A 14,887-nucleotide genomic window follows, 5' to 3' on the forward strand; every position below is an offset into this window, starting at 1 on the left:
TCCCAAATGTCGAAGCCCGGCGCACCCACATAGCGGAGCGACGGCGGATCCCGCCACCCAGGCCCACAGGCACCCGGTCAGGTCAGATGCTCACGGGTGGTGTCCGGCGCCAGGCGCACCATCACCACCACCGCGATCACCACGCCCACCAGGCAGACGGTGAACGCCCCGGCCAGCCCCAGCGTCGGCTCCAGCCAGGCGACGAACAGCAGGGGTCCGATCCCGGCCCCGATCCGGGACACCGTCGACGCCCAGCCGAAGCCCGATCCTCGCAGGTGCGTGGGGTACAGCTCCGACACGTAGGTGTAGAGCACCGGGATGCTGATCTGGATGATCAGGCCGAACGTCAGCACCAGGACGAGCACCAGCGTCGGCACATCCATCACCAGCGCCAGTCCGACCAGCGTCGCCGTGGCGATCGGCGCGGTCACCGCCAGCAGGGCCCGCCGCCCGGTCAGCTCAACCAGCGCGGTGGAGATCAGGACCCCGATCAGTCCCACCGCCGCCATGCCGGCCGAGGTGATGAACGCCCGGGACTGCTCATAGCCGGCCTCGATGAGGAAGTGCGGCATCCACTGCAGGGCGATGTAGTAGACCGTCATCACCGCCAGGAACATGACCCAGGCGGCCGTGGTGATCCGCCAACTGTGGGCCCACACCAGCTTCAGCTGCTCCCCGAGCGACCCCAGCGTCAGTCCGGCAGGACGTTCCGTGGCCTCCAGTCGGTACTCGCGCCGCGGCGCACCGGTGCGCTCCACCAGGTCGTCGATCACCCGACGGGCCTCGGACAGCCTGCCTTGTCGTATCAGGTACAGGGGCGACTCCGGGACGAACAGTCGGACGAAGAAGATCAGCAGAGCCGGCAGCACCATGACCAGCAGCGGGAGCCGCCAGTCGTTCCAGGTGCCCACCAGCCACGCCGAGACGAACCCGGCAAGGGCCGCCCCGATGGGCCACCAGCCGTCCATCGCGGTGAGCACCCGCCCCCTATGCCGGGCGGGGGTGAACTCTCCCACCAGCGCGTAGTCCACCGGCACGCAGCCGCCGAGCCCGACGCCGGCGAGGAAGCGGAAGAGCACGAACCACGTGAGGTCGTTGGTCATCGCTCCGGCGACGGTGAACACCGAGAAGATCAGCAGCGTCCAGGCGAAGGCCTTCTTCCGGCCGATCCGATCCGCGATCGTCCCCCACATCACAGCACCGACGGCCATTCCGATGAGGTTCGAGGTGCCGATCCACGCGGCGTCGGACGGAGCGAGGTCCCACTCCGCGCTCAGCAGCGGAATCAGGATCCCGTTGAGCGCGACGTCCCAGGCGTCGAACATGAACCCCAGGCCGCCGATGATGAAGATGCGGCCCTGTGCACCCCACCTCCAGGGGAGGGTCTGGAGGATCTCCTCACCGGTGGGCGCCCCGGAGGCGTGGGACGCGGGCGAGGCGGACTGAGGCGGAGTGTGTCGGGTCACGCAGTTGAGTGTAGAGCAGGTTCGTCAGCTCACTCCCAGACGACCTCGAGCTCGTCCGCCGTCATGTCCACCACGGGGGTCCCCAGCGTCGTACCGTCGCCGTGCACCGAGTACGTGTAGCCGTCGGCGAAGTCTGCGACGGTCTCCACGGAGACGAAGACGTAGGTGGAGACCAGGTTGGGATTGGTGAAGTCGAGCTCCGGGTCCAGCGTGTCGATGGACTGCTGAGAGGAGCTGTCGATGGATCGGTCCACGGTCCCCTCCTCCAGCGATTCTCCGTCGATCTCCGAGGGCAGGTCCAGGCCGCAGCCGGGTTCGATCTCCCCGGAGTCGAGGCAGGCTTCGACCTCATCTGCGATCACGCCGCGCCACTCCTCCTCCGCGTCCTCGGTCAGGGCCAGCTCGGCGTCGAGGTTCTGCGACAGCGAGTCCGTGACCACCGTCCCGGCGTCCTCGCCGTAGGTGTAGTTGTCCTCCAGCACGTCGAGCTCGACGTAGGTCCCCCAGAAGACGGCGATGTCATCGGTGCCGTTGTCGATCCCGTTGACCGAGGTGTCCATGGAGCCCGTGCTGGTCGAGTAGACGGAGATCGCTCCCTGCTGCAGCACCCAGCTGTCCGAGTAGTTGGTGACCGTGACCTCGGTGTCGATCTCCTCCTCGCCGACGGTGAAGGTCACCGGAACGTCTGCGGTGTACTCGTCCTCGGAGCTCGGCTCCTCGACGCTGATGTCGGAGATCGGCGCCTCCTCGTTGGAGTACTCCAGGTACTCGTCCGTCAGCAGCTCGGTGCTGCCGTAGGTGTCGATGAGGCTCGAGGCGGTGTCGGCGTCGGAGTCCGCCAAGGCGTCGAGGTAGGCCTCGACGGCTGCTTCGGGACTGTCGACCTCGACGTCGCCGCCGCCTCCATCGTCGTCGCCTCCATCGTCGTCGCCTCCGTCGTCCCCGCCGTCACCGTCGGAGTCGTCGTCTTCGTCGTCTTCGTCGCCGTTCTGCCCCGTCGTGCCGGTGGCGGTGCCGGTGTCGTCATCGTCGTCGCCGCCGGTGACCAGGAGGATCGCCGCGGTGGCGATGCCGCCCAACACCACCACCAGGGCCACGACCACTCCGATGATCATCCCTCGGTTGGAGCCTGAGCCCTCGGCGGCAGGTCCGCCCGGTCCGCCGTCGCCGCCGCCCGGAGGCTGTCCGTACCCGCCGGCGGCGTAGGCGTTCTGGTCGTACGACTGGTGGTCGTACCCCTGCTGCCCATAGCCCGCCGGACCGTAGCCGTACTGCCCCTGATCGCCGACGTTCGGCTGGCCGCCGTGGCCGTACTGACCACCATGGCCGTGCGGGTCGTACTGGCCGTACTGGCCGTGCTCGCCGTACTGACCGTACTGGCCGTGCGGGTCGTGCTGACCACCATGACCGTACTGCCCGTGCTCGCCGCCCTGACCGGACTGCGGACCGCCGCTGCTGTTGTCTGACACCGTGTGACCCCCGAGGTTGCACGCTTCTGCCCCTGCAGCCGAAGCGCCTGAGTGATGCGATGAGGACCGTCCGCACGGCCCCTCGACAGCAGATTATCCCAGCGGTGACTGACATCACAGCATGCCGTGAAGACGACGGAGCGCCCGGAGATCGGGCTCCGGGCGCTCCGCACAGCATCCTCCGAGGTCAGTCGACCCCTACCGGTGGGTCACTCCCACGTGACCTCCAGCTCCTCCTGATCCATATCGACCACAGGCGTGTCCAGACTGGTCCCGTCTCCGAAGAGCTCGTAGGTCGAGCCGTCGCTGCCCTCGAACTGCACGTACACGCTGACGTACAGCGACTCCGGGGAGACCAGGTTCGGGTTGTCGTAGTCGAGGCTCGGGCTCATCTGCTCGATGCTCTGCTCGGCGGAGCTGTCGATCGATCGTTCCACCGTGCCCTCTTCGACCCCTGTCCCCTGCACCTGGTCGGGGAGGTCGAGGCCGCAGCCGGCCTCACGGTCGTTGGACGACAGGCACTCGTCGATCTCGTCCTGGATGGCCTCGCGCCACCGCTCCTCGGCGTCCTCGGTGAGGGTCAGGTTCAGGCCGGCGGTGTCCACGTAGGCCTCGGTCACCACCACTGTGCTGTCCTCGCCGAGGGAGAAGTTCTCGCTCTCCAGTCCGAACGTCAGGGCGCTGCCGATGAACGCGGTCACCGAGTCGCCGTCGACCTCGGTGTCGTTGACCGTCAGGGTCGCGTCTCCGACGGAGGGCAGACTGCTGATGTCCACGGTGCCGTTGTCGACCGACCAGGTGTCACCGTCGTCGCTGCTCATCACGTAGAACGTGTAGGAGACGCTCTCGTCCCCGGCGGTGAACTCCGCGTCCACATCACCGTAGATGTCGGACTCGGTGGCCGGCTCGTCCACCTGGATGTCGGAGATCGGCGCCTCCTCGTTCGACACGCTGAGGGCCTCGTCGGTCAACAGCGTGGTGTCCGACGGGCTGTTCGACAGGTAGGAGAGCGCCTCCTCCGCATCGCCGTCGGCAAGGGCGTTGAGGTAGCCCTCGACGGCGGCCTGCGGGCTGGAGGCGTCCGAGTCGCCGTCGTCGTCCCCGCCGTTCCCGTCGTCTCCGCCGTCTCCTTCCTCGCCCCCGTCCTCGTCGCCGCCGTCCTCACCCTGGTCGGAGTCCTGGTCGTCGCCGGCGTCGGAGTCGCCTCCGCCCAGCAGCAGAACGAGCGCGGTGACGACACCGCCGAGCACGAGCACGATCCCGACGACGACGGCGATGATCAGACCCTTGCCGCCGCCCCCACCCTCATCGGAGCCGCCGGGACCGCTCGGTCCGCCCGGACCTGCCGGGCCTCCGGGGGCGCCGTAGCCCTGCTGGTACCCGGCGCCGTCCTGACCGTAGCCGGACGAGTCGTACCCCTGCGAACCATAACCCTGTGCGCCGTATCCCTGCTGACCGTGGTCCTGCGCGCCGTACCCCTGGTATGCAGGTCCGCCGGCCTGCGGGTCATAGTTCTGCTGGCCATAGCCGTGCTGGCCGTAGCCCTGCTGCCCGTAGCCCTGGTGACTCTGGTCCGGCTGACCGTAGGTGCCGTCCGGGTCCCCGGGTCCCTTCGGGTATCCGCCCCCGCTGCCGTTGTCTGACACGTCTTCCCCCTATGATCCTGCGAGCGCTCGGCGCGCCCGAGATTCCGGCTGAGGAACCGGCCGGTCGACGCGACGGCCTCCTGCCCTGATAAGCGGGCGGATCGGCCGCCGTCACACCACCGGCGAGCAGCTCCAAGCGCATGATAGCGCAGGGGTCTGTGGGGAAAGGTTGCAGATCGGTATCAGTCCGGACCGTGCGCTCACGGACCGACTCTCAGCCTCAGTCCAGGCGGCCGGCCCGGTAGGCCTGGGCGGAGGCCTCCAGGTCGGTGGCCGCGGTGATCAGGTCCGTGGAGTCCGTCCCGTTGGCCAGGGTCTGACCACGGGCGATCACCCGGCAGAACGCCGCCGCCCTGTCGAAGGCGACGTCGATCTCCCCGACGTACATGCCTGCCAGGACCCGGTCGGCCAGGTGGAGCATCTCGTCGGAGTCGGGCGGCTCCGGCACCCCGGCGATCGCCGCCGTCGTCGTGTTGCCGCGTCCCAGCCGGAAGTACTCGGCCATCCGTTCCGGGTCCTTCTGGACTGCGGACCGCACGGCGAAGATCCGCCAGAGGCTGCCGGCCAGCGAGCGCGGGGGCGAGTCCTGCCAGAGTTCGGCGATCGCTTCGATGCCCTCGGTCTCTGCCAGCCGGACGAAGCGCTCGGTGATCTCCGGGTCGTCGGACTGACGGCCCCGGTCGACCAGCGCGTGGGCGGAGTCCTGGGCGGCCTGAGAGATGAACGCCGGATCTGCACCGCCTTCGCGGGCATCGAAGAAGTCCGAGTCCTTCATCTGCGGACGGCGATGTCGCGGGATCTCGTTCACAGCTCCTCCTTCGCTTCACCCAATGATAGCCCCGAGTCCGCGCCAGGAGATCGAGGCCGCACGTGGTCTACGATGGAGGACGGTCTGCTCAGGACCACCGGGCCCTTAGCTCAGCTGGCAGAGCATCGGACTTTTAATCCGCTGGTCGCGGGTTCGATCCCCGCAGGGCCCACCCACTCCGCGTCCGACCCGCCGACGGTGACATCACCCGGCGACAGTTCGCCGTGTCGGCTCACTTTCGGCGGGTCGGAACGGTGCGGCCCGGTCGTCCCGGTCGACCCACGACGACGGCGCTCAGCCCAGCTCGGGCGCCTCGGAGAGGAACGGGCGGACCTCCAACCACTCACCCACCGGCTCCCCGCCCGCACCGGGCGCCGCGGAGAGCTCCCCGGCGATCTCCACCGCCCGCTCGAAGCTCGACACGTCGATCGCCATCCACCCGGCGATCAGGTCCTTCGACGCCAGCGGTCCCGCGTCCACCGCAGGCGGCCGGTCGGCGCCGTCGTACCGGACGAACGTCCCCTCCGGGGCCAGCGCCTGCTCCCCCAGGAACTCGCCGGAGGCCCGCAGCCGGTCGGCCAGGTCGCCCATGAACCGCACATGGACGTCGAACTCCTCCTGGGTCCAGCGGTCGAAGGGGACGTCGTTCGTCGATGCCGGGGCTCCCCGGTAGTGCTTGAGCAGAAGGTACTTCGGCATGATCGCGCTCCTCGGTCGCCGTCCCCCCACTCCATGTGAGCACAGTTCCGCGGCCGGCGGAACTGCCCGCGGCCCCGCATCCCTGACTACGATGTGGCCATCCCGGCGGAGGCGCCGGGCCTGGTGAGGAGCACGCGAGATGGAGAAGGTAGACCTCCGACGGACCCTGGACGGCTACCGCGCCCGACAGGGTGAGTTCCGTCTGCTCGACGTCCCGGAGACCCGCTATCTGATGATCGACGGCGCCGGGGACCCGAACACGTCCTCGTCCTTCGAGCAGGCCGTCCGCACCCTGTATCCCACCGCCTATGCGCTGAAGTTCATCGGAAGGGAGCGCACAGACCTCGACTTCGTGGTCCCTCCCCTGGAGGGCCTGTGGTGGGCCGATGACATGGACGCCTTCACCGCCGACCGGGACAAGTCGCAGTGGCGCTGGACCCTGATGCTCATGGTGCCCGACTGGCTCGACGACGACGTGATCGCCGCCGCCCTGGAGGCTGTCGCGCCCAAGGAGCCGCCGCGGCTGGCGGACCTGCGGGTGGAGGTGCTGGCCGAAGGGCGCTGCGTGCAGACCCTGCACATCGGCACCTTCGACGACGAAGCCGCGGCGCTGCAGACCATGCACCATGGGTTCATCCCCTCACACGGGCTGCGGATGACCGGACGACACCATGAGATCTACCTCAGCGACTTCCGTCGGACGGCCCCTCAGCGACGCCGCACCATCCTGCGGCAGCCGGTGACGGCGCGGGAGTGAGTGCGCGGGAGTGAGTGTGCAGGCGCGGGGGCGGACGGAGGCCGGGCGGCGTGGAAGGATCGCACCATGTCCCCGCACTGCGACGACCCCACACCTGATGCCGATGAGCAGCCGTCCGCCGACCCGGCCGCGCAGCCGACCGCCCAGCCCGCCGATGCGTTCTGGGACGAGCTGTACTCCGAACGGGAGCGGGTCTGGTCCGGGGAGGTGAACCGGGCGACGGCCGACGTCGTCATGGGTCTCTCCGCCGGCCCGGTGGGGCCCCGCCGAGCCCTCGACATCGGCTGCGGCGAGGGCGGTGACGCGATCTGGCTGGCCCGCGAAGGATGGGACACCGTCGGGATCGACATCTCCGCCGTGGCCGTGGACCGTGCCCGTCGGGCGGCGGTCTCGCGCGGGGTGGCGGGGTCGACGGACTTCCGCACCGGGGACCTCACCGCCTGGGACGAAGCACAGTGGGCCGCTCTCGGGGACTTCGACCTGGTCACCGCGTCCTTCCTGCTGTCACCGGTCGAGTTCGCCCGCGAGGACGTGCTCCGTCGGGCGGGCGACCGGGTCCGGCCGAGAGGGCATCTGGTGGTCGTCTCCCACGCCTCGGCCCCGCCCTGGTCTCGGCATGCCGAGGAGCACGACGATGGGCACGCCCACCACGACCATGACCTCGACGACCATGACCACCACGACGGGCCGATGGCGACTCCGGAGACCGAGCTCGCCGTCCTCGGCGCCCCGTCCCAGCCGTGGGAGACGGTGATCGCCGAGGTCCGCTCCCGGGAGGCGGTCGGTCCCGACGGCGAGCGCGCCACCCTCGACGACGTCGTCGTCGTGCTGCGCCGCCGCTGACATCACTCGAGGCCGAGCGGCTCCAGAAGTGCGGCCATCGGCGGATCCCAGTCGGTGAGCTCGAGGGCCCGCCGCCACAGCACCGGCATCTCATCGTCCCGGCTGCGCCAGACGTGCGGTGCGATCGTCACCCGCCCGATCGGCCCGGGAAACGCCCTTCGCCAATAGGCGACCGCGAACCACCTGGGCATGCGCAGGAAGAGGATCCGCACCGGCGCGGGCTCCACAGCCGCCCCCGAGGCGCGCAGCACGCGAAGCCCCGAACGCACCGCCTCCACGCATGCGACCAATAGACTCCGGTCCCGAGCCAGCGCCGCCGGATCCCCGCCGGCGCGCACCACGGCCGCCCCCAGTGCGGCGATGAACACCTCATGGGTGGCGGTCCAGGAGTCCATGTCCTCGGTGGTCACGACCTCCGGACCTCCGCGGCGCAGCACGTCCATCACCTCATCGGCGCGCGGCGCCCGGCCGTCGACGGTGGTCGGCTGGGCCTTCCCCACCGCCAGCCATTCGACGGCGCCGTCGTCGGTGAGGCGACCCCCGAGGCCGGGGAACGCACGGACGAGGCGCTGAGACCCGACGTGCGCGGTGAGCAGATCGAGCTGATCCGCCAGGTGCATCATCGGTACGACGGTCGGGGCGCCCATCGCGTCGATGACCGGCAGGGCGCCGGGCAGATCCTCGGCGCGCAGGCAGACGATCACCAGATCGTACGTGCCGGGCTCCTCCGCATCGACGACGGGTACGCGATGCACCGCATCGTCGCCGTCCTGCCGCAGCCGGACCCCCCCCCGTTCGGCGAGCCGTCGCCGGGTCCGACCCCGCGCGACCAGTGCGACGTCCACGCCGCCGGCGTGGAGCCGGGCCGCCAGCACCTGACCGATGACCCCGGCGCCGAGCACGGCGATGCGAGGCTCTGATGCTGTCTGGCTCCGGACCATCTGACGACCTCCGACGACGTCGACCGGACGATGGTTCCCATCATCCCACCGACCCGCCGAAAGTGACATCACACACCGCACCGTCGTCGGGTGATCTCACAGTCAGCGGGTTCCGTGGGATCGACCGCGGTGGTACCGCACCGTCTCCCAGATCAGGTAGGCGGTGGCTCCGAGGATGGGGAGGAAGAAGATCGCCGCGATCCACGCCAGGCCCTGCCGCAGACTGTGGTCCGAGGTCTGCACCAGCACCATCAGGGCCGCCACGATGAGACCCACCGTGACCGTGCCGAAGGCCCAGCCCCAGAAGCCCCACGGACCTCCGTGGCCGGCCGAGGACAGCAGGATCTCAGCAGCGGTCATACCACCAGCGTACTGAGCCGACACCGTTCTGACAGGTGACGATGCCCCGGAGTGCTGGGCGGGCTGGGCCCTGGAATAGAGTGAGCCGGGACGACGTCCGGCGGCGAGGAACGGAGGACCGAGGCACCATGGGGCGCAGATCTCCCGGCAGACGCACCACGATGCGCGCCCGCCTGCAGTCGGAGGTGCTGCGCTCCCTCATCGCCTCGTGCGTGGCCGCCACCCTCATCGTGCCCCTGTGGACCGTGGATCTGCTCCCCGGCACGGCGACCGGACCGGACGGGCCGCCCGCCGGCTGGGAGGACTTCCTGCGCGCCGCCGAGGCCGCGGTGCTGATGGTGGCATGGATCGCGTTCGCCGGACTGTACCTGCTGCTCACCCACACGGCGTTCCACCGGCTCTCCGCCGGAGAGCTCCACGCCGTGGGCGCCCGTCAGCATCGCCGGAAGCTCAGTCTGGGCGATCAGCTCAAGGGAGTCCTGACCGCCGAGCAGCTCACCGTCGCCGCAGCCGGCGCGGCGGCGATGTTCGCCATCCTCATCGCCCAGTCGGGCCAGTTCCGCAACTCGGCCCCGCTGATCGTCCTGGGTCTGCTCACCGTGGCCTGCGCCTGGGGGCTGATGGTGACCTCCTTCGCCCTGCAGTACATGCGCATGCACGCCGCAGGCGAGCCGATGGACTTCCCCCTCCACGAGGAGCCCGTCTTCTCCGACTACATGACGCTCTCCGTGCTCACCTCCACCCTGCTGGGCCACGACGTCCAGTTCCGCAGCAGCCGCGGCTGGAAGGTCCAACGGCGACACACGATGCTGTCCTTCGGCTTCAACACGGTGATCCTCGCCATGACCATCAGCCTGCTCTTCGGCGGACTGGGGTCCGGCGGTTGACCGCACACCGCTCGGCGGAGGACACTGGAGATGTGCCGGGCTGCAGGTAACCCCCGGGCTCCAACTTGAAGCCGCTTCGAGCGGCCACGCGCCGTGAGGCGTTCCCAGCCCGGCACACCCCAACCTCAAGACTTCCCGCGGTTCGGCGGCCGGTCCCCAGACCGGCCGCCGACTGCGTTAACCTCCGGGCTATACACTCTCAGCCGAGATGTCATCCCGTGTTCATCAGCCATCTGTGACCGGACAGCCCTGAGGAAGGTCCATGATCCCCCGTCTCAGCGCCCGCCGCTCGGAGACCGTGCAGCTGCTCACCAGCATCGCCCAGGAGCTCCGCAGCGGCGTCGACCTGCTCGGCCAGCTGCTGGGCACCCCGACCGGGCAGAGGCGGCAGATCCACGACCAGCTCAACCAGCTCGAGGGATCGGCCCTGGACCTCCACTTCCACCTGCTGACCAACATCCGCACGGTCTTCCTCACCCCGCTGCCGCGGGAGGACCTCCACTCGCTGTCCCAGCGGCTGAACCGCACCCTCGAGCACGTGGTCGCCGCCGGGGACCTCATCGTCGCCCGCGACCGCCTCTCCCTGCCCCGGCACAGCGCCGACCTGCTGGAGACCCTCGGCATGCAGGCCGACCTGACCGTCTCGGCCCTCGCCCGACTCGAGGATCTGTCCCATCTGGAGGACTACACCATCCAGATCAATCGGCTCACGAAGCAGGCCCAACGCACCTTCCGACGCTGGCTGACCTCCACCGACGGGGCCTTCCAGCCGAACATCGCCATGCAGCAGGAGCAGATCGCCACAGTGATGATGCACGCCGTCGAGTCCATGCGGGACGTCTCCGACGTCACCGGGTCGATCATCGTGCGCGAGTCCTGAGGCCGCCCGGTGGAGATCGCGCTGCTCGTCCTGGTGTGCCTGTGCCTGGTGCCCACCGCATTCCTCAACGGCCTGCACGACGTCTCGAACGCCATCGCCGTACCGGTGCGCACGCGCGCACTCTCCGCCACGGCCGCCGCACGGCTCGCCGCCGCCGCCCATGTGCTCGGAGCGCTGACGGTGCTGCCGCTGGGGCTCTCGGTCTTCGCCTGGTTCGACATGCCCGACGCCGAGGCCGGCGGGATCCTCACCGTGCTGCTGATGGCCCTGGTCACCGTGTTCGGCTGGAACCTCTACACCTACCTGCGCGGAATGCCCACCTCGAGCACCCACGGGATGCTCGCCGCCCTGCTGGGTGGGATCTTCGCGCTCTCGGCCCTGGGACTGACCGACGGCGACGACACCCGCGCCCTGCCCTGGGCGGCACCGGCCCTGACGCTGCTGATCTCCCCGCTGGTGGCCTTCGGTGCGGCCTACGTGCTGGTGTTCCTGTGTGCCCGGCTCGCCCGCACCGCCGACCCGGACACCGTCAACGAGCGCAGCAGGGTGATCCAGGCCGCCACGGCCGGGGTGACCAGCTTCGGCATCGGTCTGCAGCAGGGGCAGCGTCTGATGTTCCTGCTCATGCTCGCCTTCGCGGCCGCGGTCCCCGACCATCCCCACACCTGGAGCACCGCGGTGTTCCTCGTCTGCGTCGTCGCGGTCGGGGCCGGCGCCCTGACCGGCGGATGGCGGATCGGCCACTTCCTGGGACACCGTCTGGTGGTGCTGGACCCGATGCGCGGGATGGTCGCCGGGGTCACGACCTCCGGGCTGCTGCTCTTCGGCAGCCTCGCCTGGGCGCTTCCGCTGTCGACCTCGCTGACCGCCGGCTCGGCGATCGCCGGGGCAGGGTCCAACCAGCGGTTCGCCACCGTGTTCTGGTCACCGGCGCTGAAGATGGTCCGCTTCTGGATCGCCACGCCGGTGGTGACCGGGGTGACGTCCTGCCTGCTGGTGCTCGCGCTGTCCCCGCTCTACAGCTGAGGGCGGCTCTGCGGCCGCGAGCCCCGGAGCGCGGCGACGATCACCCGAAGCGGCCGGAGACGTAGTCCTCGGTCGACTTCTCGGACGGGTTGTTGAAGATCGTGGAGGTCTCCGCGTACTCGATGAGCTTCCCCGGCTTGCCCGTGCCGGCGATGTTGAAGAACGCCGTCCGCTCCGACACCCGCGCAGCCTGCTGCATGTTGTGGGTGACGATGACGACGGTGTACTCCTCCTTCAGCTCGGAGATCAGGTCCTCGACCGCCAGGGTCGAGATGGGGTCCAGCGCCGAGCAGGGCTCGTCCATCAGGATCACGTCCGGCTTCACCGCGATGGTGCGAGCGATGCAGAGACGCTGCTGCTGACCGCCGGAGAGACCCGATCCGGGCTTGTCCAGGCGGTCCTTGACCTCGTTCCAGAGGTTGGCCGAGGACAGCGACCTCTCGACGATGCTGTCGGCGTCGGACCTGCTCAGCCGGGTGCCGTTGAGCTTGTAGCCGGCCAGCACGTTCTCCCGGATCGACATGGTGGGGAACGGGTTCGGCTTCTGGAAGACCATGCCGATCATGGTGCGCACGGTGACCGGGTCCACCCCGGAGCCGTAGATGTCGTCGCCGTCGAGGAGCAGCTGTCCCTCCACGCTGGCGTAGGGCAGCACCTCGTGCATGCGGTTGATCGACCGCAGGAACGTGGTCTTGCCGCAGCCGGAGGGACCGATGAGGGCGGTCACCGATCGGGAATCGATGTCGATGCTGACACCCTCGACGGCGCGGAAGCTGCCGTAGTAGATGTTCATGTCGATCGCCTGGATGCTCTTTGACATCTCGTTCTCACTCACACTTTCTCGACAGGCGGGCTGTCGTCTCTGACGTCGGCTCAGCGGCCGCCGGTCTTGGGCGCGAAGACCTTCGCGATGATGCGGGCGATGAGGTTGAGCATCATCACCACGAAGATCAGCACCAGGGCGGCCGCCCATGCCCGCTGGTAGGACGGTTCCGAGAGGCTCGGGTTGATCGGGTTCTGGAACTGACGATAGATGTACACCGGCAGGGCGGTCATCCAGCCCTGGAAGAGGTTCCAGTTGACGTTGACCACGAAGCCAGCGGTGACGAGGATCGGCGCGGTCTCTCCGAAGACCCGGGCCAGGGCCAGGGTCACGCCGGAGGCGATGCCGGAGATCGCGGTGGGGAGCACCACCTTCGTGATGGTCCGCCACTTGCGCACGCCCATCGCGTAGGAGGCCTCGCGCAGCTCGTTGGGCACCACGCGCAGCATCTCCTCGGTGGTGCGCACCACGATGGGGATCATCAGCACCGACAGTGCGATGGCCGCGGTGATGCCCATCGTCGAACGCGACGAGGAGATCAGCCCCGCCTGGTTCAGGACCCCGAGGAACCAGGACATCGCCGCGACGCCGAACAGACCGGCGACGATGGACGGGATGCCGGTCATCACGTCGACGAAGAAGGTGATCGCCCGGGCCAGAGGGCCGCCGCGGGAGTACTCGACCAGGTAGATGGAGGTGAGCAGACCGATCGGCACCGAGATCGCCGCCGCGGCCAGAGTGATCATCAGCGAGCCGACCAGCGCGTGCACGATTCCGCCCTGCACCGAGGTGCCCTCCTGCACCGACTCGGCGTCGGTGGTCCCGGAGACCCCCATCATGTCGGAGGTGAGGAATCCCGGCTCCGTGAGTCCGCGCATACCCACCGAGGTCACCGACCACAGCAGGGAGACCAGCGGGATCAGCGCCAGGATGAAGGCGGTGTAGACCAGGTTCCGGCACAGTTCGTCGTTGGCCTTGCGCCTGCCGGCCCGGCTCCGGGTGACCACGTAGCTGGTGACCAGGAAGAGCACGAGGGTGGTGACGAAGACGAAGCCGAGGTGGAAGTCGGTGAACAGTGCGGCCAGGGCCGCGGCGACCACGGCGGAGGCGACCAGCACCACGACCCAGGTCCACGGGGGCAGGGGGCGCTGGGCGAGCTTGTTGCGGCGGGAGCCCTGCGGCTCCTGCGACGGGTTGGAGGGACGCTCGGCGGTCCGTGTCGACGACGTCATCAGTTGGCTCCCGAGAATTCCTTGTGGCGGCTCACGATCCAGCGGGCGATCATGTTGACCACCAGGGTGATGAGGAACAGCACCAGACCGATCGCGATCAGCTGGGCCTGCCGCTCAGAGCCCGGAGGCGCCTCCGGGAAGTTCAGTGCGATCTCGGCCGGGATGGTCGAGTTGCCCGAGGAGATCAGCGAGAAGGTCAGCGGCCCGACGGAGAGGACCAGGGCGACGGCCATCGTCTCTCCGAGCGCCCGTCCCAGTCCGAGCATCACCCCGGAGATGATGCCTGCGCGGGCGAACGGGAAGACTGCGGTGCGGATCATCTCCCACTTGGTGGCGCCCAGGGCCAGCGCAGCCTCCTCGTGCAGCTTGGGGGTCTGCATGAAGATCTCGCGGGAGACGGCGGTGATGATCGCGATGATCATCACGCTGAGCACGATCCCACCGGTCAGCACGGTGCGCCCCGTCTGCGAGGGTGTCCCGGCGAAGAACGGGATGAAGTCCAGGTACTCGTGGGCGACGTCGTAGAGCGGCACCAGGGCCGGGGCGAGGAACGTCATGCCCCAGGCGCCGTAGACCACCGAGGGGATCGCGGCGAGCAGGTCGATGACGTAGCCGATGGTCCGGCTGAGCTTCGGCGGGGCGTAGTGGGAGAGGTACAGGGCCACACCGACGGCGACGGGGGTGGCGATCATCAGGGCGATGGCCGAGGCCATCAGCGAGCCCAGCAGCAGCGGGTACGCGTACGAGAAGAAGGCGCCGAGGTTCAGCCCCTCCTCTTCGGTGTAGACCGCACCGACCGAGTTGAAGGTCAGGAAGATGGCGACGAAGGCCAGGACCAGCAGGATGGTGACTCCGGCGGCCAGGGCGAGGCCGTTGAACACCTTGTCCCCGGCCACTCCACCCTTGTCTCCGGACACCAGCGGGTTGGACCGGTCCGCCGAACCGTTCCGCCTCCGGGGGTTCTTCGTCGCAGCGGAGGACTGCGGTTCTTCAGTGCTGGGCACCGGGCTCTCCTTGATGTTCGATGAAGACGTCCGATGGGACGGGACC

General features: G+C 69.1%; 15 protein-coding genes and 1 tRNA gene. 6 read left to right on the forward strand and 10 right to left on the reverse strand.

Going from position 1 to position 14,887, the window contains the following annotated elements:
- Positions 1-77 precede the first annotated feature (77 nt).
- The 4 genes from N7E59_RS06900 to N7E59_RS06915 all read right to left on the reverse strand — a co-directional run bounded on the left by N7E59_RS06900 (position 78) and on the right by N7E59_RS06915 (position 5,356).
- On the reverse strand, positions 78-1,466 hold the full coding sequence (locus tag N7E59_RS06900) for an MFS transporter (RefSeq protein ID WP_261624191.1): 1,389 nt from the start codon (positions 1,464-1,466) through the stop codon (positions 78-80).
- 29 nt (positions 1,467-1,495) lie between these two features.
- Entirely contained in the window at positions 1,496-2,935 is a 1,440-nt protein-coding gene (locus N7E59_RS06905; protein WP_261624192.1) for a hypothetical protein, read from the reverse strand.
- Positions 2,936-3,144: 209 nt separating this feature from the next.
- Complete coding sequence (locus tag N7E59_RS06910) at positions 3,145-4,581, reverse strand: hypothetical protein (protein WP_261624193.1); 1,437 nt, start codon at positions 4,579-4,581, stop codon at positions 3,145-3,147.
- Positions 4,582-4,801: 220 nt separating this feature from the next.
- Positions 4,802-5,356, reverse strand: coding sequence for a hypothetical protein (locus N7E59_RS06915; protein ID WP_390905024.1), 555 nt, complete (start codon positions 5,354-5,356; stop codon positions 4,802-4,804).
- Between the two features lie 132 nt (positions 5,357-5,488).
- On the opposite strand from N7E59_RS06915, the gene N7E59_RS06920 reads away from it, so the two are divergent.
- Positions 5,489-5,561, forward strand: a tRNA-Lys gene (locus N7E59_RS06920).
- 122 nt (positions 5,562-5,683) lie between these two features.
- Here N7E59_RS06920 and N7E59_RS06925 read toward each other — a convergent pair.
- Positions 5,684-6,088 carry a YciI family protein gene (locus tag N7E59_RS06925; RefSeq protein ID WP_261624195.1) on the reverse strand — a complete coding sequence of 135 codons (405 nt, stop codon included), beginning with the start codon at positions 6,086-6,088 and terminating at the stop codon, positions 5,684-5,686.
- 139 nt (positions 6,089-6,227) lie between these two features.
- On the opposite strand from N7E59_RS06925, the gene N7E59_RS06930 reads away from it, so the two are divergent.
- The gene (locus N7E59_RS06930; protein WP_261624196.1) at positions 6,228-6,845 is read left to right on the forward strand and encodes a GyrI-like domain-containing protein; all 618 of its coding nucleotides are present in this window, start codon (positions 6,228-6,230) and stop codon (positions 6,843-6,845) included.
- A gap of 66 nt (positions 6,846-6,911) precedes the next feature.
- Positions 6,912-7,688 carry a methyltransferase domain-containing protein gene (locus N7E59_RS06935; RefSeq protein ID WP_261624197.1) on the forward strand — a complete coding sequence of 259 codons (777 nt, stop codon included), beginning with the start codon at positions 6,912-6,914 and terminating at the stop codon, positions 7,686-7,688.
- 2 nt (positions 7,689-7,690) lie between these two features.
- On the opposite strand, the gene N7E59_RS06940 is transcribed toward N7E59_RS06935, so the two are convergent.
- Positions 7,691-8,629 (reverse strand): ketopantoate reductase family protein, encoded by a 939-nt coding sequence (locus tag N7E59_RS06940; RefSeq protein WP_261624198.1) that lies wholly within the window; start codon positions 8,627-8,629, stop codon positions 7,691-7,693.
- A 102-nt stretch (positions 8,630-8,731) separates the two neighbouring features.
- Positions 8,732-8,989: a PLD nuclease N-terminal domain-containing protein gene (locus tag N7E59_RS06945; RefSeq protein ID WP_261624199.1), complete on the reverse strand. Its 258-nt coding sequence runs from the start codon at positions 8,987-8,989 to the stop codon at positions 8,732-8,734.
- Between the two features lie 128 nt (positions 8,990-9,117).
- On the opposite strand from N7E59_RS06945, the gene N7E59_RS06950 reads away from it, so the two are divergent.
- The 3 genes from N7E59_RS06950 to N7E59_RS06960 all read left to right on the forward strand — a co-directional run bounded on the left by N7E59_RS06950 (position 9,118) and on the right by N7E59_RS06960 (position 11,782).
- Positions 9,118-9,876, forward strand: coding sequence for a DUF1345 domain-containing protein (locus N7E59_RS06950; RefSeq protein WP_261624200.1), 759 nt, complete (start codon positions 9,118-9,120; stop codon positions 9,874-9,876).
- A gap of 262 nt (positions 9,877-10,138) precedes the next feature.
- Positions 10,139-10,756, forward strand: coding sequence for a DUF47 domain-containing protein (locus N7E59_RS06955; RefSeq protein ID WP_261624201.1), 618 nt, complete (start codon positions 10,139-10,141; stop codon positions 10,754-10,756).
- A gap of 9 nt (positions 10,757-10,765) precedes the next feature.
- Positions 10,766-11,782, forward strand: a complete 1,017-nt coding sequence (locus N7E59_RS06960) for an inorganic phosphate transporter (protein WP_261624202.1) — start codon at positions 10,766-10,768, stop codon at positions 11,780-11,782.
- A 40-nt stretch (positions 11,783-11,822) separates the two neighbouring features.
- Here N7E59_RS06960 and pstB read toward each other — a convergent pair whose 3' ends face one another.
- The 3 genes from pstB to pstC are packed head-to-tail and all read right to left on the reverse strand — an operon-like array spanning position 11,823 to position 14,841.
- Positions 11,823-12,602: a phosphate ABC transporter ATP-binding protein PstB gene (gene pstB / locus N7E59_RS06965; protein ID WP_261624203.1), complete on the reverse strand. Its 780-nt coding sequence runs from the start codon at positions 12,600-12,602 to the stop codon at positions 11,823-11,825.
- A 53-nt stretch (positions 12,603-12,655) separates the two neighbouring features.
- Entirely contained in the window at positions 12,656-13,837 is a 1,182-nt protein-coding gene (pstA, locus tag N7E59_RS06970; protein WP_261624204.1) for a phosphate ABC transporter permease PstA, read from the reverse strand.
- Positions 13,837-14,841 carry a phosphate ABC transporter permease subunit PstC gene (gene pstC, locus N7E59_RS06975; RefSeq protein WP_390905021.1) on the reverse strand — a complete coding sequence of 335 codons (1,005 nt, stop codon included), beginning with the start codon at positions 14,839-14,841 and terminating at the stop codon, positions 13,837-13,839. The genes pstA and pstC overlap by 1 nt, the downstream gene beginning before the upstream one ends.
- Positions 14,842-14,887 lie beyond the last annotated feature (46 nt).

It is taken from the genome of Nesterenkonia marinintestina, from assembly GCF_025420485.1.
GTDB classification, from domain to species: domain Bacteria; phylum Actinomycetota; class Actinomycetes; order Actinomycetales; family Micrococcaceae; genus Nesterenkonia; species Nesterenkonia marinintestina.